At 73.3% G+C, this 23,986-nt stretch carries 23 protein-coding genes; 11 read left to right on the top strand and 12 right to left on the bottom strand.

Translation table 11 applies throughout. The features are described 5' to 3' along the window. Window positions 1-48: 48 nt before the first annotated feature. The 3 genes from ABD437_RS19995 to ABD437_RS19985 are packed head-to-tail and all read left to right on the top strand — an operon-like array spanning window position 49 to window position 3,538. A complete protein-coding gene (locus ABD437_RS19995; protein ID WP_344650394.1) occupies window positions 49-1,515 on the top strand; it encodes a flavin-containing monooxygenase in 1,467 nt (488 codons plus the stop codon). Continuing rightward, window positions 1,512-2,339, top strand: a complete 828-nt coding sequence (locus ABD437_RS19990; protein ID WP_344650393.1) for an SDR family NAD(P)-dependent oxidoreductase — start codon at window positions 1,512-1,514, stop codon at window positions 2,337-2,339. The genes ABD437_RS19995 and ABD437_RS19990 overlap by 4 nt, the downstream gene beginning before the upstream one ends. 44 nt (window positions 2,340-2,383) lie before the next feature. Continuing rightward, entirely contained in the window at window positions 2,384-3,538 is a 1,155-nt protein-coding gene (locus ABD437_RS19985) for a PucR family transcriptional regulator (protein WP_344650765.1), read from the top strand. A gap of 4 nt (window positions 3,539-3,542) precedes the next feature. On the opposite strand, the gene ABD437_RS19980 is transcribed toward ABD437_RS19985, so the two are convergent. Both ABD437_RS19980 and ABD437_RS19975 read right to left on the bottom strand, forming a co-directional pair. Further along, a complete protein-coding gene (locus ABD437_RS19980; protein ID WP_344650392.1) occupies window positions 3,543-4,169 on the bottom strand; it encodes a DUF3455 domain-containing protein in 627 nt (208 codons plus the stop codon). 93 nt (window positions 4,170-4,262) lie between these two features. Beyond that, window positions 4,263-5,534, bottom strand: a complete 1,272-nt coding sequence (locus ABD437_RS19975) for a cation:proton antiporter (protein WP_344650391.1) — start codon at window positions 5,532-5,534, stop codon at window positions 4,263-4,265. Between the two features lie 84 nt (window positions 5,535-5,618). Between ABD437_RS19975 and ABD437_RS19970 the strand changes: the two genes are divergently transcribed. Continuing rightward, on the top strand, window positions 5,619-6,320 hold the full coding sequence (locus ABD437_RS19970; RefSeq protein ID WP_344650390.1) for a hypothetical protein: 702 nt from the start codon (window positions 5,619-5,621) through the stop codon (window positions 6,318-6,320). Here ABD437_RS19970 and ABD437_RS19965 read toward each other — a convergent pair. Next, complete coding sequence (locus tag ABD437_RS19965; RefSeq protein WP_344650389.1) at window positions 6,298-7,170, bottom strand: acyl-CoA thioesterase; 873 nt, start codon at window positions 7,168-7,170, stop codon at window positions 6,298-6,300. The genes ABD437_RS19970 and ABD437_RS19965 overlap by 23 nt on opposite strands. A gap of 66 nt (window positions 7,171-7,236) precedes the next feature. On the opposite strand from ABD437_RS19965, the gene ABD437_RS19960 reads away from it, so the two are divergent. Beyond that, the gene (locus tag ABD437_RS19960; RefSeq protein WP_344650388.1) at window positions 7,237-8,322 is read left to right on the top strand and encodes a DUF2293 domain-containing protein; all 1,086 of its coding nucleotides are present in this window, start codon (window positions 7,237-7,239) and stop codon (window positions 8,320-8,322) included. A gap of 56 nt (window positions 8,323-8,378) precedes the next feature. On the opposite strand, the gene ABD437_RS19955 is transcribed toward ABD437_RS19960, so the two are convergent. Further along, complete coding sequence (locus ABD437_RS19955) at window positions 8,379-10,595, bottom strand: NADP-dependent isocitrate dehydrogenase (RefSeq protein ID WP_344650387.1); 2,217 nt, start codon at window positions 10,593-10,595, stop codon at window positions 8,379-8,381. A 138-nt stretch (window positions 10,596-10,733) separates the two neighbouring features. Next, entirely contained in the window at window positions 10,734-11,963 is a 1,230-nt protein-coding gene (locus tag ABD437_RS19950; RefSeq protein WP_344650386.1) for an MFS transporter, read from the bottom strand. Window positions 11,964-11,967: 4 nt separating this feature from the next. On the opposite strand from ABD437_RS19950, the gene pip reads away from it, so the two are divergent. From pip to ABD437_RS19930, 4 genes are all read left to right on the top strand, one after another. Further along, entirely contained in the window at window positions 11,968-12,975 is a 1,008-nt protein-coding gene (gene pip / locus ABD437_RS19945) for a prolyl aminopeptidase (RefSeq protein ID WP_425558188.1), read from the top strand. Window positions 12,976-13,136: 161 nt separating this feature from the next. Next, window positions 13,137-13,577: a VOC family protein gene (locus ABD437_RS19940; protein ID WP_344650384.1), complete on the top strand. Its 441-nt coding sequence runs from the start codon at window positions 13,137-13,139 to the stop codon at window positions 13,575-13,577. Between the two features lie 60 nt (window positions 13,578-13,637). Beyond that, complete coding sequence (locus ABD437_RS19935; protein WP_344650383.1) at window positions 13,638-14,192, top strand: gamma carbonic anhydrase family protein; 555 nt, start codon at window positions 13,638-13,640, stop codon at window positions 14,190-14,192. Between the two features lie 94 nt (window positions 14,193-14,286). Continuing rightward, on the top strand, window positions 14,287-14,745 hold the full coding sequence (locus ABD437_RS19930) for a hypothetical protein (protein ID WP_344650382.1): 459 nt from the start codon (window positions 14,287-14,289) through the stop codon (window positions 14,743-14,745). A gap of 29 nt (window positions 14,746-14,774) precedes the next feature. On the opposite strand, the gene ABD437_RS19925 is transcribed toward ABD437_RS19930, so the two are convergent. The 5 genes from ABD437_RS19925 to ABD437_RS19905 all read right to left on the bottom strand — a co-directional run bounded on the left by ABD437_RS19925 (window position 14,775) and on the right by ABD437_RS19905 (window position 19,643). Continuing rightward, window positions 14,775-15,650 (bottom strand): helix-turn-helix domain-containing protein, encoded by an 876-nt coding sequence (locus ABD437_RS19925; protein WP_344650381.1) that lies wholly within the window; start codon window positions 15,648-15,650, stop codon window positions 14,775-14,777. A 13-nt stretch (window positions 15,651-15,663) separates the two neighbouring features. Further along, window positions 15,664-16,113, bottom strand: coding sequence for an SRPBCC family protein (locus tag ABD437_RS19920; RefSeq protein ID WP_344650380.1), 450 nt, complete (start codon window positions 16,111-16,113; stop codon window positions 15,664-15,666). A 103-nt stretch (window positions 16,114-16,216) separates the two neighbouring features. After that, window positions 16,217-17,830 carry a methyl-accepting chemotaxis protein gene (locus ABD437_RS19915; protein WP_344650379.1) on the bottom strand — a complete coding sequence of 538 codons (1,614 nt, stop codon included), beginning with the start codon at window positions 17,828-17,830 and terminating at the stop codon, window positions 16,217-16,219. A gap of 22 nt (window positions 17,831-17,852) precedes the next feature. Then, entirely contained in the window at window positions 17,853-18,905 is a 1,053-nt protein-coding gene (gene chvE, locus ABD437_RS19910) for a multiple monosaccharide ABC transporter substrate-binding protein (protein WP_425558196.1), read from the bottom strand. A gap of 105 nt (window positions 18,906-19,010) precedes the next feature. After that, window positions 19,011-19,643, bottom strand: a complete 633-nt coding sequence (locus ABD437_RS19905; protein WP_344650377.1) for a LysE family translocator — start codon at window positions 19,641-19,643, stop codon at window positions 19,011-19,013. A gap of 137 nt (window positions 19,644-19,780) precedes the next feature. On the opposite strand from ABD437_RS19905, the gene ABD437_RS19900 reads away from it, so the two are divergent. Next, window positions 19,781-20,740, top strand: a complete 960-nt coding sequence (locus ABD437_RS19900; RefSeq protein ID WP_344650376.1) for a zinc-binding dehydrogenase — start codon at window positions 19,781-19,783, stop codon at window positions 20,738-20,740. Here the strand turns inward: ABD437_RS19900 and ABD437_RS19895 are convergent. Continuing rightward, on the bottom strand, window positions 20,730-20,975 hold the full coding sequence (locus tag ABD437_RS19895; RefSeq protein WP_344650375.1) for an aromatic-ring hydroxylase C-terminal domain-containing protein: 246 nt from the start codon (window positions 20,973-20,975) through the stop codon (window positions 20,730-20,732). The genes ABD437_RS19900 and ABD437_RS19895 overlap by 11 nt on opposite strands. 569 nt (window positions 20,976-21,544) lie before the next feature. Here ABD437_RS19895 and ABD437_RS19890 point away from each other — a divergent pair. Beyond that, window positions 21,545-23,059, top strand: coding sequence for a diguanylate cyclase domain-containing protein (locus ABD437_RS19890; RefSeq protein ID WP_344650374.1), 1,515 nt, complete (start codon window positions 21,545-21,547; stop codon window positions 23,057-23,059). Here ABD437_RS19890 and ABD437_RS19885 read toward each other — a convergent pair. Next, a complete protein-coding gene (locus tag ABD437_RS19885) occupies window positions 23,035-23,919 on the bottom strand; it encodes an AraC family transcriptional regulator (protein WP_344650373.1) in 885 nt (294 codons plus the stop codon). The two genes, ABD437_RS19890 and ABD437_RS19885, sit on opposite strands and share 25 nt — an antisense overlap. Window positions 23,920-23,986 lie beyond the last annotated feature (67 nt).

Genomic DNA, 23,986 nt, shown 5'->3' with positions numbered 1-23,986 from the left:
AGGTGATGATCACCGGGGAAGCGTCGCGGCTACCGAGGGAGTCTGGTCATGGAACACGTCGACGTGCTCATCGTCGGCGCCGGGATCTCCGGCATCGGCGCGGCCTGCTACCTGCGCACCCACGTCCCCTCGGCCACGTTCGCGATCCTCGAGGCCCGCGGCGCCACCGGCGGCACCTGGGACCTGTTCCGCTACCCGGGCATCCGCTCCGACTCCGACCTGCACACGTTCGGCTACGAGTTCAAACCGTGGCGCGACCGGCAGTCGATCGCCGGCGCCGACAAGATCCTCGCCTACCTCCGCGAGACCGCCCGGGAACACGACCTCGACCGGAACGTCCGCTTCCACCACCGCGTCGTCGGCGCGGACTGGTCCAGCGCCGACGCCCGCTGGGTCGTCGACGTCGACCACGACGGCGAACCGACGAGGATCTCCGCGAACTGGATCTTCTGCGCCAGCGGCTACTACCGCTACGACGAGGGGTACACGCCGCACTTCGAGGGCCGGGACACCTTCACCGGCCCGATCGTCCACCCGCAGCACTGGCCCGAGGACCTCGACTACGCCGGCAAACGGGTCGTGGTGATCGGCAGCGGCGCCACCGCGGTGACGCTCGTGCCGGCGCTGGCCACCACCGCCGCGCACGTCACGATGCTGCAGCGCACCCCCACCTACGTCATGCCGGTGCCCTCGCACGACGCGCTCGCCAACCGGCTGCGCACGCTGCTCCCGGAGCGGCGCGCGTACGCGATCAGCCGGCGGATCAACATCGCCAAGCAGGCCGGGGTGTGGACGTTCGCCCAGCGTTTCCCGTCGGCCGCCCGGAAGATCATCCGCGCGGTCAACACGAAGGCGCTGCCGCCGGGCTATCCGGTCGACGAACACTTCAACCCGCCCTACGGTCCCTGGGACCAGCGGCTCTGCGCGGTGCCGGACGGCGACCTGTTCCGCGCGATCCGGAACAATAAGGCCGAGGTCGTCACCGACCGGATCGCGACGTTCACCCCGACCGGCATCCGGCTCGTGTCCGGCCGGGAACTCGAGGCCGACGTCATCGTCACCGCGACCGGCCTGAACCTGCAGCCGTTCGGCGGCGCCGCGCTCAGCGTCGACGGTGAGGCGGTGCGGTTGTCCGAGCACGTCGCGTTCAAGGGCATGATGCTGTCCGACGTGCCGAACTTCGCGTTCGCGATCGGCTACACCAACGCGTCCTGGACGCTGAAGGTCGGCCTGCTCTGCGAACACTTCTGCCGCCTGCTCGACCACATGCGCGCGCACGGCTACGACGTCTGCGTCCCGGTGCGCCCCGACCCGGACGCGCCGACCCGCCCGCTGCTGGACTTCGGCGCCGGCTACGTCCAGCGCGCGCTCGACCAGCTTCCCCGTCAGGGCGAGAAGGCCCCGTGGGTCATGTCGATGAACTACCGGGCCGACGTCACGGTGCTGCGCAAGGGCCCGGTGGTGGACCCGGACCTCCGGTTCGCGTCGCGTGACCGGGCGGGGGTCCACCGGTGAGGGACACGGTCGCGGTCGTCACCGGCGCCGGTTCGGGCATCGGGCGGGCGCTGGCGGTCGCGCTGGCCGGGCGCGGCGCCCGGCTGGCGATCAGCGACATCGACCCGGTCGGGCTGGCCGAGACCGCGGAACGGACGAACGCGCACGCCGAGGTCCTCGACGTCAGCGACCGGGCGGCCGTCGCGACCTACGCGGCGACGGTGAAGCAGCATTTCGGGCACGTCCACCAGCTCTACAACAACGCGGGCATCGCCGACGGCGCACCGAGCATCCTGGACGACGGGTACGGCTCGTTCGAGCGGGTCCTCGGCGTCAACCTGTGGGGTGTCATCCACGGCACCAAGGAGTTCCTCCCGCACCTGATCGCGTCGGGCGCGGGGCACGTCGTCACCATCAGCAGTCTGAACGGGTACCTGGCGCAGGCGGGTCTGGCCGCGTACTGCACGTCGAAGTTCGCGGTGCGCGGGTTCACCGAGACGCTGCGCTCGGAGATGCTCCGCGACGGGCATCCGGTCGACGTGACGGTGGTGCACCCCGGTGGCGTGAAGACGAACATCGCGCTGGCCGCGCTGGCGGCGGCGCGTGCGCGCGGCGAGACGGTCACGCGCGAGCAGGAGGCACGCACCCGCACCTACACCGACAAGCTGCTGCGCATGGACCCGGACCGGGCGGCGACGATCATCCTCGACGGGGTCGCGGCGAAGCGGCCACGCATCCTGGTCGGCAACGACGCCCGCGCCATCGACGCGCTGGTCCGGCTGGCCCCGGCCACCTATCCCCGGCTGGCGAACTGGTGGGGCAAGCGGATGTTCCCGCCGGCGTGAACCCGCGGGTCCGCGAGCTGCTCCGCCGCGGCGCGGAGATCGCGATGCGTCCGCCGGGGGAGTGGATCGAGGAGATGGACGCCGCGGCGCTGTCCGGCGAGCGGATGCGGATCATCGCCGACGACCCGGTGCTGGCCGAGCGCACCCGGCGCGACAACCTCGCCAACGTGCGTCACTGGGCCGCGTCGAACATCCAGCGGCCCGGCGAGCGCGTGCCGCCCAACGTCAGCGCCGACGCTCTGGACAGTGCCCGTGACCTGGTCCGGCGCGGCCTCGACGAGCGGGCGCTCGACTCGTTCCGCACCGCGCAGAACGTCGCCTGGCGGCATTGGATGGAGATCTGTTTCGGTCTGACCGACGACCCGGCGGAGCTGCGTGAGCTGCTCGACGTGTCGTCCCGGTCGATCGCGACGTTCCTCGACGACACGCTCGCCGGCATCACCGCGCGGATGCAGGCCGAACGCGACGAGCTGACCCGCGGCGCGCACGCCGAGCGGCGGGCCACCGTGACGTTGCTGCTGGAGGGCGCGCCGATCGGACGGGAGCGGGCCGAGGCCCAGCTGGGGTACCCGCTGACGGGTCCGCACCTGGCGGCGATCGTGTGGAGTTCGCTCGGCACGCCGACCGGCGAACTGGAGGACGCCGCGGAGGCGGTCCGGCGCGCGTGCGGGGTGTCGCGCCGGCTGACCGTGCTGGCCAGCGCGGCGAGCCTCTGGCTCTGGCTGCCGGCGGCCGAGGCCCCGCCGGCGTCGGTGCTCCGCCGGGAGCTCGGCGACGACGTGCGGGTCGCGGTCGGACGGCCCGCGCGGAACGTCGAAGGGTTCCGGCGCAGCCACCTCGACGCGCTCACCGCGCAGCGGATGCTCGCCCGGCTGACGTCGCCCCGGCGGATCGCGCGCTTCGACGACGTGCAGCTGGTCGCCGCGCTCACCACCGACCCGGCCGCCGCGGACGAGTTCGTCGCCGACACGCTCGGCGCGCTGGCCGACGCGGACGCCGACCTGCGCGAGACCGTGCTCACCTACCTGAAGGAACAGTGCCACGCCGCCCGCGCGGCCGAGCGGCTGTTCACCCACCGCAACACCGTGCTGCGCCGGTTGGCGAGGGCGGACACGATGCTGCCCCGCCCGCTGGCGGAGAACACGATCGCGGTGGCAGCCGCGCTCGAGATCCTCCACTGGCGTGGCGGGGCAGCGTGAGGCGTTACTTCTTCTTCGTCCAGAAGACGTAGTCGGCGCCGTAGGGAACCGACTTCGTCTCACCGGCCGTGCAGGCACCGGTGGGGCCGGCGCCACCGGTCGTGTTGACCCGGCTGATGAAGTCCACGGAGTGCAATTCCTTGCGCGGCCCGTCGTTCTCGTGGACCACGCTCAGCAGCAGCCACGGGATGGTGCCGGCCTTCGGTACGGTCTTGTCGGCGACGACCGTGCCGACCAGCGTGCCTCCGTCGCGCGCCGTCCACCGCGGACCCGCCGGGGTCAGGCTCGGGTCGCGGTAGTGGTGGATCCGGCCCGGGCCGCCGTAGCGGGCGAGCTGGGCCTCCGGGATCGAGGCGGTGCCCCACTGCCCGGTGGTGGCGTCGCAGCTGTAGGTCTGCGTGCCGCCGGGGAGGACCTTGTAAGCCGACTGGATCCGGTAGGCACCGTCCGGCTTCGGTGCGTCGGCGGGCAGGGTGAAGCGCGCGGGGCCGTGCCCCGGCGTGCGCCCGCCCGCGTCGGGTAAGGCCGTGGCCGCGCTCGCGGCCGACGGCGCGGCGGTCACGGCCAGCGCCGCGATCCCCGCGCACGCGAGCGCGGCGGCGACGCGACGCTTACCCCCGATGCTTCCCATGCGATAAGCCTCCGTTTGGTACGTCGATGTAAACGGAAACTATTCACGCACAGTTACTGACGTTTGTGGACACTCCTTTAGGAGATCTTAGTTTCAGACTTTTTGCGGACGATTCGGAGTCGCTGACCGTGATCCCTCACGCACCCGGTCCAGGTACTGCATGACCGGGGTCGCGGCGATGCCGTGCACCACGACCGACACCAGGATCACGAAGCCGACCGTCGCCCACAACAGGTCCGCGTCCGGGAACGTGGCGTGCCCGGCGGCGTAGGCCAGGTAGTACAGCGAGCCGATGCCGCGGATGCCGAAGAACGCGATGACCCACCGTTCCCGCGGCCCCGCGGTGGAGCCGCGCAGCGACAACCAGGCCGCGACCGGCCGGAGCACGAACACCAGCGCGAGCCCGGCCAGCGCGGCCGGCCAGGTCAGCGGCGCGAGCAGGCCGTCGATGATCGCGCCCCCGAACAACAGCAGCAGCAGGACGGTGAGCAGGCGCTCGATCTGCTCGGCGAAGTCGTGCAGCACCTGGTGGTAGCCGTGGTCGCGCTCGGAGGCGCGGATCGAGACCGCGCAGACGAACACCGCGAGGAACCCGTAGCCGTGCGCGAGCTCGGCGATGCCGTAGGCGAGGAACGTGATCGCCAGCGCCAGGAACCCCTCGGCGTGGTCGGCGAGGCGCAGCGTCTCCGACCGGGCCCGGAAGAACAGCTTGCCGAGCAGCCAGCCTGCGGCCAGGCCGATGACCGCGCCGACGACGATGCGCCACAGCACGTCGACGGCGAGCCACTCGCCGACCGTCGCGGCCGTGAAGCCGGTCCCGGCCAGCGCGATCGCGCCGTAGACGAACGGGAACGCGAGCCCGTCGTTGAGCCCGGCCTCCGAGGTGAGCCCGAACCGCACCTCGTCCTCCGAGTCCTCCTCGTCGGTCGGTTCGCCGACCTGCACGTCGGCCGCGAGCACCGGGTCGGTGGGCGCCAGCGCGGCGCCGAGCAGCAACGCCGACGCGGGCACCAGCCCGGCCCACCACCAGCCCAGCAGCGCGGTCAGCGCGATCGTCACCGGCATCGCGATCAGCAGCAGCCGCCAGGTCACCGACCAGCGCCGCGGCCCCAGCGGCCGGTCGAGCTTCAGCCCGGCGCCGATCAGCGCCACGATGACGCCCACCTCGGTCAGGTGGGTCGTGATCGACTCGTGTTCCCGCGGGTCGGGCGAGGGCAGGCCCAGCGGCAACCCGAAGACCAGCATGCCGAGGCCGAGGAACGCGATGGGGAGCGAGAGCGGGCGTCCCTCGAGCAGGCGCGGAAGCACGCCGGCGAGTAACGCGCCCACCCCGATGACGGCGTAGGCCAGATCTGCGGATTCCATGGCGAGTTCTATGCCCGGCGATGTGCCCGATCATCCCCCGAAAACGGGGGTGGATCGTCGGCCGGGCCGGGTACCCGACCGGCCATGTGGTACCTCACCGCCCCGATCCGCTCCCGCCTGTCCGAGGCACCGTCACGCGAGCCCGGCCTGCTCACGCGCGGGGTCGCCGCGGCCTTCGGGCTCACCGCCCGGCTGCGGGCCCGCCCGGCCCTGCACCCGCGCGGCACCGTGGTGCGGGCGGTCGTGCACCGCGACGGCCTGGCCGAGCCGGTCGGCGTGCCGTGGATCGACCGCCCCGGCCACGACGACGCGGTCGTGCGACTCTCCCGGGCCACCGGCCTGCCGCGCCCGTTCCCCGACGTCCTCGGCCTCGCCGTCCGGGTCGATCCCGACGGCGACCCCGCCGACCTGCTGCTCTCCACCACGGGGCGGGCGCCGCTGGCCCGCCACGTGCTCCGGCCGCGCTACGACGCCCGCGCGGCGACCTACACCAGCGTGCTGCCGTACCGCGCGCCGGCGGGCCCGGTGCTGCTGGGCGCGTTCCCGGCGGCGGCCCGCGCCGGCCGGCCGGCGTTCCACCTCGCGGTGGCCGCCCCGACCGGGCCGTGGCGGCGGTTCGCCCGGCTCGAGCTGGCCGGCACCGGCTGCGGCGACGCCGACCTCGCGTTCGACCCGGTGCTGCGCCCGCTACCCGGCCTGACCCTGCCCGAGCCGCTGGCCACGCTGCGCGCCGCGTCGTACCGGGCCTCCCGCGAGGGGCGGGTCAGGGCTTCCGGACCGGCTTGATCAGGCCCTCCTGCATCACGGTGGCCACCAGGCGCCCGGCGGCGTCGAACAGTTTGCCCTGGCAGAGCCCGCGGCCCTGGCCGGCCCAGTCGGACTCCAGCACGTAGAGCAGCCACTCGTCGGCGCGGACCGGCCCGTGGAACCAGATCGTGTGGTCGAGGCTGGCGACGAGCATGGCGTGGTCGCTGACCGAGGCCTGGTGCGGGTAGAGCGCGCTGGAGAGCAGGAACAGGTCCGAGAAGTAGGTGAGCCCGCAGGCGTGCGTCACCGGGCCGTCGGGCAGGCGGTCGGAGATCCGCATCAGGATGCGCTGCACCCGGGGCGGCTTCTCGCCGCGGAAGACGAGGTCGCGGGCCGGGTGGTCGACGAACCGCAGCTCGACCGGCTTCGGCCGGATGCGCCGGGTGAACCAGTCGTCGAGCCGCCCGTCGGCGCGGTCGAGGGTGGCCTCGAGCGCCTCGACGGTGTCGAACTCGGTGAACGGCGACGGCGTGTTCTGGTGCTCGAGCACCGGGCCGGACGGTGAGCCGCCCCCGGCGAAGGCGGCGGTCAGCGCGATGACCTCGTTCGCGCCCTGTCGGCCCAGCACCTGGCGGACGGTCTGGGACCGTCCCTCCCGGAGCGTCGCCACCGTGTACTCGAGCGGTTCACCGGGGTCACCGGGGTGCAGGAAGTGCCCGTGCAGACTGTGCGGCGGACGTTCGTCGGGGACCGTCCGCCCGGCGGCGGCCAGCGCCTGGGCCAGCAGTTGCCCGCCGAACACCCGGTCGCCGGAGGAGTGGTCGAGCGGGGCGGCGACGTACCGTCCGTCGCCGACGTCCTTGAGGTCCAGCAGATCGACCAGGCGCATCGTGGAGATATATCGCCTCGGTGACCACCGCCGCAGTGGCCGGCGTCACCAGTGGAGAATGGCCGGGTGTCGAAGCTGGAGCGGCGGGTCGTCGAGGTGGCGGAGCGGGCGTTGGCGGCCCGGAAGGTGGTGTCCGCGATCGACGTGCTGACCGGGCTCGGGTGGGTGCGTGCCCGCGAGGTCGACACCTGGCGCCAGGGCCGGCTCGACGCCCTGGAGCGCGCCACCGCCGTCGAGCAGGCGAGGCTCGTCGACGCGGTGGCCCTGCTGGCGTCCTGGGCCGGACGGGCCGGCCTCGAGCCCGGGAACGCGGCCTACGTCGCGGCCAGCCGGGACCGGCGCGAGCTCCGCTTCACCCTCCGCGGCGACGACGCGGTCGAGCGGGCCTTCCGCGTGCAGTGGGTCTCCCCGGAGCTCACCCCGGCCCGCCGCGCCCGCCTGGCCGAGCGGCAGCAGGCCGCCCCGGATCTGCTCGCCCACGCGCCGGACGGGCCGTGGGCGTGCGCGTCCTGCGGCGAGCCCGGCGTCACCGCTCCCGGCGCGGTCGCGGGGCTCGCACCGCCGCCCGGCGCGTACCAGGTGGTCGAGGGCGACGAGCGGCTGTGTCTCGGGTGCGCCGACCTCGGACACCTGGTGTTCCTGCCGGCCGGGAACGCGGCCCTGTCGCGGCGGGCGAAGAAGGAGAGCACGCTGTCGGCGGTCGTCGTCCGCTTCAACCGGCGGCGCAAACGCTACGAGCGCCAGGGGATCCTGGTCGAGGAGGCCGCGCTCGCGCGCGCCGAGGACCAGTGCCTGGCCGACGAGGACGTGCGCGAACGCCGCCGCGGACGCGACGAGGTGCGCCGCGCCGCCGCCGACCTCAGCTACCAGGCCGGCTTCGCGGCGCGGATCGCCGAGCTGTTCCCGGGCTGCCCGCCCGGCCGCGCCGAGGCCATCGCCCGGCACGCCGGGGAGCGCAGCAGCGGCCGGGTGGGCCGCTCGGCCGCCGCCCGGCTCCTCGACGAACAGGCCGTCACGCTGGCCGTGGTGGCGTCGGTCCGCCACCTGGACACCGACTACGACGCGCTGCTCATGCGCGGCGTGCCCCGGCGCGAGGCCCGCGACCGGATCCGGACGCGCATCGACCAGGTACTCACCGGGTGGCGCCGCTGACCGAGGAACACCGCGGGCGGCCCGGCGCAGTGCCGGACCGCCCGCGGGTACTCCGATCAGCTCAGCGACGCGAGTGCGGCGTTCCAGGTCGCCGACGGGCGCATGACCTCGGCGGCCTTGGCGGCGTCGGGCTGGTAGTAGCCGCCGATGTCGGCCGGCTTGCCCTGCACCGCGAGCAGCTCGTCCACGATCGTCTGCTCGGACTTCGTCAGCGACTCCGCGAACGGCCCGAACACCGCCGCGAGCTCGGCGTCCCCGGTCTGCTTCGCCAGCTCCTGCGCCCAGTACAGCGACAGGTAGAAGTGCGAACCGCGGTTGTCGATGCCGCCGACCCGGCGGGTCGGTGACTTGTCCTCCTCGAGGAACGTCGCGGTCGCCCGGTCCAGCGTGTCGGCCAGCACCTGCGCGCGGGAGTTCCCGGTGGTCTGGGCGAGGTGCTCGAAGCTGGCCGCGAGCGCGAAGAACTCACCGAGCGAGTCCCAGCGCAGGTAGTTCTCCTTCACCAGCTGCTGCACGTGCTTCGGCGCCGAGCCGCCCGCGCCGGTCTCGAACAGCCCGCCGCCGGCCATCAGCGGCACCACCGACAGCATCTTCGCGCTGGTGCCCAGCTCCAGGATCGGGAACAGGTCGGTGAGGTAGTCACGCAGCACGTTGCCGGTGACCGAGATCGTGTTCTCGCCCCGGCGGATGCGGTCCACCGAGAGCTTGGTGGCCTCCACCGGCGGGAGGATCTCGATCCGCAGCCCGTCGGTGTCGTGCTCGGGCAGGTACTGCTCGACCTTCGCGATCAGGTTCGCGTCGTGCGCGCGGGCGGCGTCGAGCCAGAAGACGGCCGGGTCGCCGGTGGCGCGGGCGCGGGTGACGGCCAGCTTCACCCAGTCGCGGATCGGGGCGTCCTTGGTCTGGCAGGCGCGGAAGATGTCACCGGCCGACACGGCCTGCTCGAGCACCACGCCGTTCGCGCCGACCAGCCGCACGGTGCCCGTCGTCGGGATCTCGAACGTCTTGTCGTGCGAGCCGTACTCCTCGGCCTTCTGCGCCATCAGGCCGACGTTGGGCACCGAGCCCATCGTCGACGGGTCGTACGCGCCGTTCACCCGGCAGTCGTCGATCACGACCTGGTACACGCCGGCGTAGCTGGAGTCGGGCAGCACGGCGAGCGTGTCGTGCTCCTGCCCGTCCGGACCCCACATGTGGCCGGACGTGCGGATCATCGCCGGCATCGACGCGTCGACGATGACGTCCGACGGGACGTGCAGGTTCGTGATGCCCTTGTCCGAGTCGACCATCGCGAGCTCCGGACCGGCGGCCAGCTCGGCGTCGAACGAGGCCTTGATCTCGGCGCCGTTCTCCAGGGCCTCCAGGCCCTTGAGGATGCCGCCCAGACCGTCGTTCGGGCTCAGGCCCGCCGCCGCCAGCGCCGCGCCGTGCTTCGCGAACGTCTCCGGGAAGAACGCCCGGACGACGTGCCCGAACACGATCGGGTCGGAGACCTTCATCATCGTGGCCTTGAGGTGCACCGAGAACAGCACACCCTCGGCCTTCGCCCTGGCCACCTGCGCGGTGAGGAACTCACGCAGCGCGGCCACCCGCAGCACCGACGCGTCGACGACCTCGCCCGCGAGCACCGGCACCGACTCGCGCAGCACGGTGGTGGTGCCGTCGTCGCCGACCAGCTCGATGCGCAGCGCGTCGTCGGCCTCGACGACCACCGACTTCTCGGTGGACCGGAAGTCGTCGACGCCCATCGTCGCGACGTTGGTCTTCGAGTCGGCCGACCACTGACCCATGCGGTGCGGGTGCGCCTTCGCGTAGTTCTTCACCGACGCCGGGGCGCGGCGGTCGGAGTTGCCCTCGCGCAGCACCGGGTTGACCGCCGAGCCCTTGACCTTGTCGTAGCGGGCGCGGACGTCGCGCTCGGAGTCGGTCTTCGGCTCGTCGGGGTAGTCCGGCAGCGCGTAGCCGAGGCCCTGCAGCTCGGCCACGGCGGCCTTGAGCTGGGGGATCGAGGCCGAGATGTTCGGCAGCTTGATGATGTTGGCCTCGGGCGTCTTCGCCAGCTCGCCGAGCTCGGCGAGCGCGTCCGGGATGCGCTGCTCCTCGGTGAGGTGCTCCGGGAAGACGGCCAGGATGCGCCCGGCCAGCGAGATGTCACGCAGCTCGACGCCGACCCCGGCCTGGGCGGCGTACGCCTGGATGACCGGCAGGAACGAGTACGTGGCCAGCGCCGGCGCCTCGTCCGTGTGGGTGTAGATGATCGTCGAGTCAGTCACCAGGCACTCCGCTCCAGGTTCGCTGTCCTTAAAAGCCAGACTAAGGGCGGGTAACGGGCTGTTACCCGGTGACCCACCCCCGTCGAACAGTACGTCTGTACTGTATCGCGTCGGCGCACGGCGACGAGCGGCGGCCCGCTACCCGGCGTCGGCGCGGGACACCGCGGGGGAACGCAGCGCCGCGGCGAGCAGCACCGCCGCCAGCGCGAGCGCCGCCCCGGTCACCGGGAACGTCACCCGCACCGAGGTGAGGTCGGTGAGCACGCCGGTCGCCGCGGACGAGAGCGGACGGCAGCCGAGGAACGCGATCAGCCACCAGGCCATCACCCGCCCCCGGAACGCCGGGTCGCTCTCGGCCTGCAGCACCGAACTGAACCCGGCCATGCCCCAGGAGAACCCGGCCCCGGCCACCCCGAAGCAGCCGAACGCCCAGCCCGGGGCCGCGACCACGGTCGAGGCGCCCAGCCCGCCGATCAGCAGCGCCAACCCGATCCACGCCGAGCGCAGCACGCTGGCCCGACGCGCCAGCAGCGGACTGCCGAGCAGCGCCGCCAGCGCCCCCACCCCGAACGCCAGCGTGAGGGCACCGGCCAGCGTGACGTCGCCGTGCACCGCGACCGACAGCGCCGGCGCCAGCGTCAACGACGGCTCGGTGCCGACGCCCACCAGCGCGGTGCCGCCCAGCATCACCAGCAGCCGCGGATGTGCCCGCAGGTACCGCAGACCCGCACGCATCGACGTCGGCGCGCCCTCGCCGACGTCCGCGCGCGCCGGCAACCGCGCCACCCACACCAGCAGCACCACGAACACGACGTGGGGCACGGCGCTGATCGCGAACGCCGCCGCCGGGCCCGCCCAGCCCAGCACCAGCGCCCCCAGCGCCGGGCCGACGATGCGCGCGGTCGTCATCGGCGTCGTGTTGAGCGTCATCGCGGTACGCAACTCGTCCGGCCGGACCAGGTCGGGGATGACCGACTGCATCGCCGGACCACCGACCACGAACCCCGTCCCCACCAGGAACGAGCAGCTGAAGACCACCGCCACCAGCCCACGCGGCCCCGGCTCGGCGACCGCGAAGAACACCGCCAGCAACGCCGAGCCGAGCCCGCACAGCACCCGGCCGGCCAGGATCTGGCGGGCCCGGTCACCGCGGTCGGCCAGCGACCCCGTCCACGGCCCGAGCACCAGTTGCGGCGCGGCCTGCGCGATGCTGACCAGGCTGACCGCGGTGGCCGACCCGGTGCCCTGGTAGACCACCACGGCGGCGGTGACGCCCTGCATCCACAGACCGGCCGACGAGAGCAGCTTGCCCCAGAACAGGGCGCCGAAGCTGCGGTCGGCGACGAGGGCGAGCGCGCCGCGAGTCACCCCGATGCGTTCTCCCGCATTCCCGGATCGTAATACCGTCGGACGGGTGCGCACCCTTTACCCAGCCCTGGAACCCCACCGCACCGGCATGCTCGACGTCGGCGACGACCAGTCGGTCTACTGGGAGGAGTGCGGCAACCCCGACGGCAGGCCCGTGGTCTTCCTGCACGGCGGCCCCGGCGGCGGGTGCTCGCCGCAGCACCGCCGGCTCTTCGACCCCGCCCGCTACCGGATCGTGCTCTTCGACCAGCGCGGCTGCGGGCGCAGCGTCCCGCACGTCAGCGACCCCGACGCCGACCTGAGCGCGAACACCACCTGGCACCTGGTCGGTGACATCGAGCGCCTGCGTGAGCACCTGGGCATCGACCGCTGGCAGGTGTTCGGCGGATCGTGGGGCTCCACCCTGGCGCTCGCCTACGCGCAGACCCATCCGGAGCGGGTGACCGAGCTGGTCCTGCGGGGCATCTTCACGCTGCGCGCGAGCGAGATCGACTGGTTCTACGAGGGCCCGGCCGCGAACATCGTGCCCGACCTGTGGGAGCCCTACGCCGCGGCCGTACCCGAGGCCGACCGGGTGCCCGGCCGGTTCGTCGAGGCGTACGGGCGGTTGCTCTCCGACCCGGACCCGTCGGTCCACGGCCCGGCCGCGGTGGCCTGGTCGGTCTGGGAGGCGAGCAACCTCACGCTGTTACCGCGCCCGTCGCTCGTGGAGCGCTACCGCGACCCGACGTACGCGACCGCGTTCGCCCGGATCGAGAACCACTACTTCCGCAACGCCGGCTGGTTCACCGAGGGCCAGCTGATCGCGGACGCGGGCCGCCTGGCCGGGATCCCGACGGTGATCGTGCAGGGCCGCTACGACCTGTGCACGCCGGCGAGGACGGCGTGGGACCTGCACCGTGCGCTGCCGGAGGCGGAGTTCGTGCTGGTGGACGACGCCGGGCACGCGTTCGACGAGCCGGGAATCCTCGACGCGCTGGTGACCGCGACGGACCGCTTCGCCGACCGATGACGGTCAGGGGCCGGGGGTGACCCGCTGACGTGACGCGGGCCCGCCGTGCTGCCGGCCCGGCCGGGTTCAGCCGCTCGTCGAGGATGTCGAGAGAAGCGGGTCGGCTCCGTCCCCGGGGAGGAGCGCGCATCGGGCCGCGCCGACGGAGAGGGAGGGACCACATGACCGTCCAGCGGATGGACAACGTTCTCATCGTCGTCGAGGACCTCGATGCGGTGATCGCGTTCTTCGTCGGGATCGGCCTGGAACCGGAAGGCCGGATGCCGGTCGAGGGACGCTGGGTGGAGAGCGTGATCGGGCTCGACGACGTGCGCCAGGAGGTCGCCCTGCTCCGCGTCCCGGGCGGCCACGGCCGAATCGAGCTGGCGAAGTTCCACACCCCGGCGGCGATCGGCGGTGTGCCGGTCGACGCGCCGGCCAACACGCTGGGGATCCGCCGGGTGATGTTCGCCGTGGACGACCTCGACGAGGTCGTGGCCCGCCTGCGTGCCCAGGGCGCCGAGCTGGTGGGCGACGTCGCCCGCTACGAGGACGTGTACCGGCTCTGCTACGTGCGGGGCCCCGAGGGCATCGTCGTCGGACTGGCCGAACAACTCACCTGACGCCGCGCGGGCGCTCACGAGTCCCGCCGACCCGCGCGCCGGATAGGACAGACTGGGCGCATGGTTGACGTGCACCCCGACGCGTGGGTATCGCCGCACGCTGTGCTCCGTGGTGAGGTCGTCGTCGGCGCCGGGTCGCGGGTGCTCGATCTCGCGGTGATCCACGCGGTCGGCGGACCGGTGACCATCGGCCGCAATGTCGTCGTGATGGAGCACGCCGTGCTGCGGGGCCGGGCTGATCATCCCCTCACGATCGGCGATTCGGTGATGATCGGACCACACACCCATGTGAACGGCGCGCACCTCGAGGACGAGGTCTTCGTCGCCACCGGAGCGTCCCTCTTCCCCGGCTCCCACGTCGGCGCCGGTTGCGAGCTCCGCATCAACAGCGTCCTGCACGTGAACTCCCGGCTGGACCCCGGCACCGTGGTCCCGATCGGATGGATCGCGGCCGGTGATCCGGCGCGGCTGTTCTCCCCGGACCGCCACGAGGAACTCTGGGCCGTCCAACAGACGCTCGACTTCCCCGGCACGGTCTACGGGGTGGACCGCGGCGCCTCGATGCACGAGATCATGCGCCGCCAGTCGGCGTACTACGCGCCGCCCGGCCAGTAGCCGACCACCTCACCCGACGCGGCGAGGCCCGGGGCGCATCGGGCGCTCCGGGTTCGCGGCCGGTGGACCGGCAGTGGTCCAATCGTTCCGATGCATGATTTACCGAACGTTCCGCGTCAGGGTCGGGTGTCCGCGGTGGCTGCGGCCGCCGCGGTGGGTGCTGATCTACGCGCCGGACTACAGCGTGACGTGTGAACTGAACGGCGAGGTCGGGCCGTACAACGCCGGCGGGGGCGGGACGACGCTCGCGGACGTGGCCCTGGTCGACGTGCCGTACCAGGTCGACCACGACTCCGGCGGGATCCGTGAGGACGACGCGAACCCCGGCGGGTACCGGGTGATCGCCGGCCGGGTGCCGCCGCGGGTCGACAGCGTCCGGATCACGCTCACCGACCGCGTGGCGTCGACCCGTACGAACGACGGCACGTTCCTCGTCTGCTTCAACTACACCGACGGCGGCTGGCAGCACGGCGGTCCGCCCCGGATCGAGGCGTTCACCGATGGCTCGTCCGAGCCCGTCCCCGCCGGATCGGCCACACCCTGGCATCGATAGGCCCGGCCATCGCCGCCGCTCGGCGAGGATCAGCCGGGGCGTTCCCGGTCCCGGTACACCGACGGGCGGACGCCGGCCTGGCGCAGGAACGCGGCGGACAGGTGCCCCGGGCTGGTGAAACCGCAGGCCGACGCCACCTCGTGCACCGCCAGCCCGCGACCGAGCAGGTGCTTGGCGTGCTCGACCCGCAACCGGGTCAGGTAGCGGGCCGGCGTCACGCCGGTCTCGCGGGTGAACACGCGCAGGAAGTGGTACCGGCTCAGGCGCGCCGCGCCGGCCAGGTCGGCCAGCCGGATCGGCTCGCCCAGCCGGTCGTGCATGTACGAGATCGCGGCCCGGACACGCTGGTCCTCGCGGGTCGGCGGAGCGTCGGCGTCCCCGACGAGCTCCACCGCGAGGAACTCGGCCGCGGCGGCGGCGTACCGATCGTCACGACCGCGGTGGGCCGCGTCCGCGAGTGATCGCAGCACGGCCCCGATCAGCGCGCTCTGCCGCGCCGAGAACTCCGCCACCGGCACCGCGGCGCCGGTCTCGCCGGCGGCGCGCGCCACGTCGTCCGCGGTCAGGTGGACGTGGATCGTGCGCATCGGCGCGCTCATCTCGTACCGGACCCGGGTCGGGCGCCCCGGTAGCGCCCGGCCGACCGTTCCCGGCGCGATCGGTGTGCTGCGCCACCCGTCGCCGATGTCCGTGCGCATCGTCCCCGCACCGTCGGTGACCACCCAGAAGTGATGGGCGGCCGACGCCGGGAGCACCAGGTCGTCGGCCACCGCGACGTGCTCGAACCGCTGGACGAGCAACGCACGCCACCCGGCGTCGTCCCAGCTCGACAACGTGCGTCGCACACCCCAGTCCGTGTCGGCGCAGGCGTAGCCGTCGGTGTCGAAGCGGGCATTACGGTGCACGCATCGACACTACTCAGCGCGCTCCGGTCGACCGCCCGGCGGCGTACCGGGCCAGACCGTCGGCCATGCGCTGCACGAACCGGCCCAGGTACCAGGCCCAGAACCGGCCGGTGCCCGGCAGCTTCGGCTCGAGGGTCGCCGACCAGGTGACGTCGGTGCCTCCGTCCGGTGACGGCGCCAGGTCGATCACGGCCCGGTAGGACCGGAACAGTCCGCCGACGTTCCCGTAGACGAACCGCCGGTCCGGCACGAGTTCGAGGACCGGTTCGCGCGAGACGGACGGTCCGGTGCGGAAGACCCGGACGTCGCCCACCTGCGCCGGGGCGTCGGGGTCACCGCCGCCCTCGAGCTCGGCGCGGTCGAGCGGCGACCAGAGCGGCCACGTCCCGGCGCGCAGCAGCAGGGCGAACACGGCGTGCGGCTCGGCCGCGGAGTGGGCGTGGACGGTGTACGTGTGGGGCACGCAGCGACCGTAGGTCCCGGTCCCGCCGGTCGACCATGCACGAGAGTGCTGAACCGTCGTCGGAAAAGTGCGGTGTCCCGCCCACGTCAAGGAACGGGCGCGATCAGCTCCGGAAGTGCGTGGTCAACGCCTGGAGCTGCTGGGCCATCCTGGTCAGGTCGGCCACCGCGGTCTGGGACTGGGTGATGCCCTCGGTGGTGATCTGGGTGGCGGTCGCCAACCCCGCGATGTTCGTCGCGATCCCGCCCGCCCCCTCCGCGGCCGCGGACACGCTGCGGTTCATCTCGCTCGTGGTCGCGGTCTGCTCCTCCACCGCGCCGGCGATCGTCGACTGGAAGTCGTTGATCTGCATCACGACCTCGCTGATCTGACCGATCGCCGCGATGGCCGCCTCGGTGTCCGACTGGATCGCGTCCACCCGCTGCGCGATGTCCTCGGTGGCCCGCGCGGTCTCCTGGGCCAGATCCTTGACCTCGCTGGCGACCACGGCGAAGCCCTTGCCGGCCTCGCCCGCGCGCGCCGCCTCGATCGTGGCGTTGAGCGCGAGCAGGTTGGTCTGCTCGGCGATGCTCGTGATCACCTTCACCACGGTGGCGATCTCGGTGGAGGACTGGCCGAGCTTCCCGATCTGTTCCGTCGTCGTCCGGGCCACGTCGACGGCCTGGCTCGCCACCCGCGCCGCCTCGGTCGCGTTGTGGGCGATCTCGCGGATCGAGAGCCCCATCTCCTCGGTGCCCCGCGCCACGGTCTGCACGTTGTCGGACACCTGCGCGGCGGCCTCCGCCGCGCCCTGGGCCTGGCCGGACGCGTCCTGGGCCGACGCTTCGATCCGGCTGGACGTCGACGACATCTGCTCGGCGGCCGCGGCGACCTGGAACGCCGAGTCGGAGACGGACGCGATGATGCTGCGGACGCCGGACTGGGCCTCGTCCAACGCGGACGCCATCTGGCCCACCTCGTCCCGGGAGGTGATCTCCGCGCGGACCGTGAGGTCACCGCCGGCCATCGCCGCCAGCGCCAGCCGCACCCGCTGCAGTGGCCTGGTGATCGAGAGCACCACGAACCGGGCCAGCAGGCAGAGCAGCAGCGCGGTCGCCGCCGCGGTGGCCCACAGGACGTACTGCGCGTTCTGGCGGCTCGCGGCCGACGCGTCCTCCTCGGCGGTGATCACCCGGGCGAAGAGCGTCCGCTCGTTCTGCAGGACGGTGCTGGTCAGGTAGTTGTCGATGCCGATCTGACCCCAGGCGCTCCTGGCCCCGGCCGGGTCGACCGCGGCGCCCTTGACGAAGCGGGTGACCACCGTCGTGTAGTCGCCGTACGCGGTCTTGATCCGCCCCACCGCGCTCGACAACGACTTCGGCAGGTCGACGGTCTCCAGCCGGCCGAGCAGCTGATCGGCCGCGCCGACCTGATCGGCGAGGAGCGCCTGCTGGGTGGCGGGGTCGCCGCGGACCAGCGCCTGCAGAGCGCTGCTCTTCAGCTCGGTGGCCTGGCGGTCGAGCTGGAGCACCAGCGCGCTGGCCTCGTTGACGTTCTCCAGCCGCGTCGCGGTGGTCTCGGCGATCCGGTGGCTCACCGCGGTCACCACCAGGCAGGTGGCGAGTGCGACCAGGCTCGCGCCGACCAGCGCGCCCAGCTTGGTGCGGACCGGGAGGTCGACGAACCGGCCGGACAGTGACCGACGCTGCGGCCCGCCCTGCGGAGCGGATCCGTTCATGGCGTGCTCCTGGGTTTCGCGGTCAGGCCGCGAGCTGGTCGGCGGTGTAGTAGCCGCCCTCGACGAGGACCCGCTGGTAGTTCGATCTGTCGACGTTCACGGGCTGGAGAAGGAACGTCGGCACGGTCTTGACGCCGTTGTCGTACTGCTCGGTGTCGTTGACCTCGGGCGTACCGCCGGTCAGCAGCGAGTTCGTCATCTGCACGGCGACCTTCGCCAGCTCCCGGGTGTCCTTGTAGACGGTCTGCCCCTGCTGACCGTCGGCGATGAGCTTCACCGAGTCCAGTTCGGCGTCCTGACCGGTGAGCACCGGCAGCCGCGAACCCCGGTAGCCGGCGGCCTTGACCGCCTCCAGGATGCCCCGGCTGATGCCGTCGTACGGCGAGAGCACCGCGTCCAGGCGGGCGGATCCGTACGAGGAGGCGAGGATGCGGGCCATCCGCTGCCGCGCCACCGCCCCGTCCCAGCGCGGGGTGGCGACCGCCGCGAACGACGTCTGCCCGCTGCGGACGACGAGACGGCCGCGGCCGAGGTACGGGCGGAGCACGCTCATCGCCCCGTTGAAGAAGAACGTCGCGTTGTTGTCGTCAGCGGAGCCGGCGAACAGTTCGAGGTTGAACGGACCACGGCCGCGCTTCAACCCGAGCGTGTCCACGATGTAGGCACCCTGCAGGACGCCGACCCGGTAGTTGTCGAAGGTGGCGTAGTAGTCGACGTTCGCGGAGTCGCGGATCAGCCGGTCGTAGGAGATCACCGGGATGTCGGCGGCGGCGGCCTTCGCGAGCACGTCCTTGAGCGCGCTGCCGTTGATCGCCCCGACGACGAGCGCCTTGTCACCGCGCTCCACCATCGCGTCGATCTGGTCGATCTGCGTCTGCACGTCGTCGTCGGCGTACTGCAGATCCGTGCGGTAGCCGAGGAGCGTGAACTGCCGCACCATGTTCTCGCCGTCGCCGATCCAGCGGGCCGACCCCTTCGTCGGCATGGCCAGGCCGACCACCCCCCGATCGGGAGCCGCGATCGTGTCGGCCGCGGAGTCCGAGCATCCCGCGGTGACCAGCACCGTCCCGACCAGCGCCAGTGACAGCCACGACAGGCCGACGTTCCGGATGGCGAAGGGCATAGCAGTTCCATCGGGCCCCGGCGCGGCGACCTGAGCCCTTTCCGCGGGAACTCGAGGTCAGCGGTCGGCGGCCAGGCGGAAACCCAGGCCGATGAAGAGGCCGCCGGTGGCCACGTCGATGCGACGCCGGGCCGCGTGCCGCTGGCGCAGCCACCCACCGATCCGGCCGGCCAGCACCCCGACCGACCCGTCGATCAGGAACTCGATCACGATCAGCAGCACCCCGAGCACGACGAACTGGAGCCACACCCGGCCCAGCGCCGGATCGATGAACTGCGGCAGGAACGCCAGCGTGAACGTCACCATCTTCGGGTTGAGCAGGTTCGTCACCAGCCCGTTGACGTAGGCGCGGCGCCCGGACATCCCCCCGCCGGCGGCCGGGACGTCGGCCACGCCGCCCTTGCGCCGCCGGATCATCTGCACGCCCAGGTAGACCAGGTAGAGCCCGCCGACGACGCGGACCACCACGAACGCCGTCGGCACCGCCGCGAACAGGGCCGCGAGCCCGACCGCGGCCAGCGCGACGTGGATCGCCTCGCTGCTGGCCACCCCCGCGGTGGCCAGCAACCCGGCCCGCGGACCGCCCTTGATTCCGCAGCCGAGCACGAACAACATGTCCGGCCCCGGGGTGATCATGGCGACGAGCGTCGTCACGACGAACAACGTCAGCAGGTGCGAGTCGATCGGCATAGCCGGATCCTCACACCTGGGCGGGGATCGACCGAACGATTTCGTCGCATCGCCGAGCCCGGTGCCGAGCGGGGCGGACGCTAGCATCGGTGCGCGGACGGGCGTCCGTGCTGCGGACGAGTGAAGCGGAGCCCCGGATGCTGTTTCGAGCCGCCCAGATCACCACGTGCGGGCAGCCGCCCGCGGTCACCGAGGTGCCGGCGCCCGAACCGGCCCCGGGCGAGGTGCTCGTCGACGTCGTCGCCGCGCCGATCACGCCGCTGGACCTGCTGTGCGCGTCCGGCACGTCGTACTTCGGCGCACCGGCCACGCCGTACGTGCCCGGCGTGCAGGGGGTGGGCCGGCAGGCCGGGCGCACGGTGTGGTTCCCGACCACGGCCGGGATGGCGCCCGGGAACGGCAGCATGGCCACGGTCGTGACGGTCCCGGCGTCCGATGTGGTGGAGTTGCCGGCCGGGGCGGACCCGGTCGCGGTCGCGGCGGCCGGCCTCTCCGCGGTCGCGGCCTACGCGGCCCTGACCTGGTCGGGTGAGCTGGTCGCCGGTGAGCGGGTCGTCGTGCTCGGCGGCGGGGGCGTGGTGGGCCAGGCCGCGATCCAGTTCGCGCGGGCGGCCGGCGCGGAGTGGGTCGTCGCCGGGGCCCGCTCCGAGGCCGCGCGGCGGCGTGCCCGCGCGGCCGGCGCGGACGAGGTCGTGGCGCTCGGCGCGGCCGGCGTCGACGAGCTGGCCCTGGCCTTCGCCGACGCCTGCCCCGGCGGCGCCGACCTGGTGCTGGACGGGTTGTTCGGCGTCCCGGCCGCCGCGGCGCTGCGGGTGCTCCGGGCCGGCGGGCGGCTGGTGAACCTGGGCAGCTCGGCGGGGGAGACCGCGCCGTTCGACTCGGCGACGATCCGCAGCAGGCAGCTGCGGATCGTCGGCTACACCAACAACGCGCTGACGCCGGACGAGCGGGCGCGGGCCGTCCGGGTGGTGGCCGACGCCGTCGGGGCCGGGACGCTGACCGTCGCGCACCGGGCCGTGCCGCTCGACGACGTGACCGACGCGTGGCAGCGCCAGGCCGCCGGTGGAGCCGAGGGCCGCATCGTCCTCACGACGTGACGGGTGCGCGCACCGCGGCGAACGCCCGGTCCAGCGCGTCGGCGGTGTCGGCGGGCCGGGTGGCGGACCGCCAGGCCACCACGGTGCCGGGGCGGACCAGGAGCGCGCCGTCGGGCTCGACGCCCCGCACCGCGGCCCACTCGTCCCGGCCCGGGACCTCGACGACGTCCACCAGCCGGGCCAGCGGGTCCGTACCGGCCGCGACCGCGCCGCGCCAGGTGTCCGCGGCGTCCAACAGGCGCAGTCAAGCGCGCCCGGACGGAGCCGCGATCCAGTCCCCGCATCGCTCTGTCCGTTGACCGCATCCCGTGTCAGAACGGAGGTCCGCTGAGCGGACGGATGTCCGGGGAGGCGCTCGATCGGGGAGCTCCTCACGTTCGGCTACGGCGCGCCCACCCGGATCGTCTCCGCGCCGCTGGGCGGGGTGGAGCGCCGACCTCGAGCTGCTCGTCGTGAAGATCCCGGAGGCGGTGGGGTCGGCGTCAGCGAGCGCACGCGGCAACTGGCGTTCGCGCGCCAGGTCGGCACGCCCCCGATGGCCTACCTGCGGCGGATCCGACTCGAGCTGGCCCACGAGCGCCCCCGCTGATGCCCGGCATCGACGTCGCCGGCTACCGGGCGGGAGGGCCGGTGCTCGCCGCGAACTTCGTGTCGACGGCCCTGGCCACCGGGTGGGGAAACGGCCGAACCGGCGCTCCGGTCCTCCGCGGCGGCGTGAGCGCGCCGGGAACGGCGCCCGGCGCGATTGGCTCAGCCGGGCCCCGGAGACGCCGATGTTCCGGGGAACGACAGGGGGACCCGGCGGTGGCGGCACGGATCGAGGGGAGCGTCCTCTCCCGGCTGAAGACGATCTTCCTGTTCTACGCGGTGTTCAGCGTCGCGGTCGGCGTCGTGGCGACGGTGGGCGCTCCGTACGGATCGCGGGGCGTGCGCGTCGGCGTCGCGGTCGGTCTGGCCGGGCTGACGGTCCACTGGCTGGTCGGCTGGAGCCGGGACCGGTTCCCGGGCCGGGTCGAGCCGCTGGAGTGGGTGGTGCTCGCGGCGCCGGGTCTGGTCGTGGAGTCGCCCGCGGAGAACGCCGGGTACTTCGGGGCGTTGCTGTTCCGTAGCTACTACGGCACGAGACGGCAGTTCTGGTGCCGTCTGGTGCTCGTGCAGCTGGTTCCGCTGGTGCGGGTGGTCGGGCCGCGTCCGATCACGCCGGGCGAGTTCGTCGCCGTGGTGTCGTTCGGTCTGCTGGTTCCGCCGATGGTCCGGTTCCTGCGCGGGATCGGCGAGCGGAACGGTCGCCTGATCGCCCGGGAGCGGACCCAGCTCGCCGGGGCGGAGCGCCTGTCCGTGGCGGCCGACCGGCCGGCGGTGTACGACGTCGCGGTGGCCACCGCCGCCGAACTCACCGGCGCCCCGGCCCCGGACCGGGTGCTCCTCCTGACCCCGCCCTGGGGCGGCCGACCGGCCGAGGGGAAGGCTCCGCCCGGTAGCGGCCCGCCGGCCGAGGGGAAGGCTCCGCCCGGAAGCGGCCCGCCGGCCGAGGGGATCCCGCCCGACCTGCTCGTCCGCCTCACCGGGCCGCTCGTCGACCACCTCGACGCCGCCGACCACGCCCGGCTCCGGGACGCCGTCGGCCTGCCCCCGGCGCCCGGTGGTCTGCTCCTCGTCCCGATCACCGCGGCCGGACGGCACCTCGGCGCGTTCGGCGTCTCCGGCGAGCCGCACCCTCCGGCCGACGCCACGAGCAGCCTCGTCGCCTGGGGCGCGCGTGTCGCCGAGGCGCTGCGCCGGGTCGACCTCCACGCCGAGCTGACCTTCCGCGCCTACCACGACCCGCTGACCACGCTCGCGAACCGCGCGTTGCTGGAGTCGCGGCTCGAGCAGGCGCTGGGGGAGCGCCGCAGCGCCGGGCAGGTGGCCCTGCTGCTCCTCGACCTCGACGGGTTCAAGCAGGTCAACGACGTCCACGGACACCCGGCCGGCGACGAGCTGCTGCGCGCCATCGCCGCCCGGCTGCGGGGCTGCGTGCGCGGGACCGACACGGTGGCCCGGCTCGGCGGCGACGAGTTCGCGATCCTGCTCTCGGGCGTCGACGACCCGGAGCTCGTGGCGACGACCGCGGACCGGGTCGTCGCGGCGATCCGGGAGCCGATCGACGTGGAGGGGCGCACGGTCGCGGTCGGGGTGAGCGTCGGCGTCGCGGTCGCCGAGCCGGGCGCTACGGCGGGCGTCCGGGAGCTGATCCGGGCCGGTGACCAGGCGATGTACCGGCGCAAGGCCACCCGGGCCGGCGGCTGGGAACGTTACGAGGCGGGGCTGCGCCGGTAGCGGCCGGGGGAGACGCCGACGGTGCGGGCGAACGCGTGGCTGAACGAGCTCTCCGAGGCGTACCCGAGCTCGGACGCGAGCGCCGCGACCGTCGTGTCGGTCTCGCGCAGCGCGCGTTCGGCCAGCCGGATGCGCCAGCGCGTGAGGTACGCGACCGGTGGCTGTCCGGAGGCGGCCCGGAAGCGGGTCGCGAACCGCGTGCGGGACATCGCCGACGCCCGGGCCAGCTCGTCCAGGCTCCAGGACCGGGCCGGTTCGGCGTGCATGAGCGTCAGCGCCGGGCGCAGCTCGGGGTCGGCGAGCAGGGTGAGCCACCCCGGCCGGTCGGCCGCGCCCCGCGACAGCACCGCGCGCAGCACGGCCACGAGCAGCAGTTGCGCGTACTGGTCGGAGGCGAACCCGGCCCCGAGCCGGCCGGCCGAGCGCTCCTCGAGCAGCTGTTCGAGCAGGCGCAGCACCTGGTCGGCCTCGGTCAGCACGGTGAGCTGCGGTAACACCGCGAGCAGCAGCTCGTCGCCGCTGCGGTCGAGGTCGATGTGCCCCCCGATGACGACCGTGGACCCGGGATCGGCCAGTGACCCCAGGTGGGCGTCGGGCTCTTCGACCGGCGGGATCGCCGGGTCGCTGCACAGCACGAACGACTCGACGCGGTTGAACACCGCGACGTCGCCCTGGGTGAGGCGCCGGGGCGCCCGGGAGTCGGTGACCAGCCAGCAGCCGCCACGCACCAGGCCCTTGAGTTTGAGCGTCGCGGTGGGCCGGAACCGCACCGACCAGTCCCCGGACGCGGTGAAACCGCCGGTGATCACGCAGCGGGCGCGGACGAGTTCGAGCGCGTCGGAGAGGGGATCGGCGGTCACCCCGGAACTCTCGCGCAAGTTCTGGGGACTCGCAAGCATTCATAGTTCCGGCGCCGGTGGGCACAGT

The organism is Cryptosporangium japonicum (assembly GCF_039524755.1).
Classification (GTDB): domain Bacteria; phylum Actinomycetota; class Actinomycetes; order Mycobacteriales; family Cryptosporangiaceae; genus Cryptosporangium; species Cryptosporangium japonicum.
Note: the sequence above shows the minus strand (reverse complement) of the source record. Positions and strands in the feature narration are given on the sequence as shown.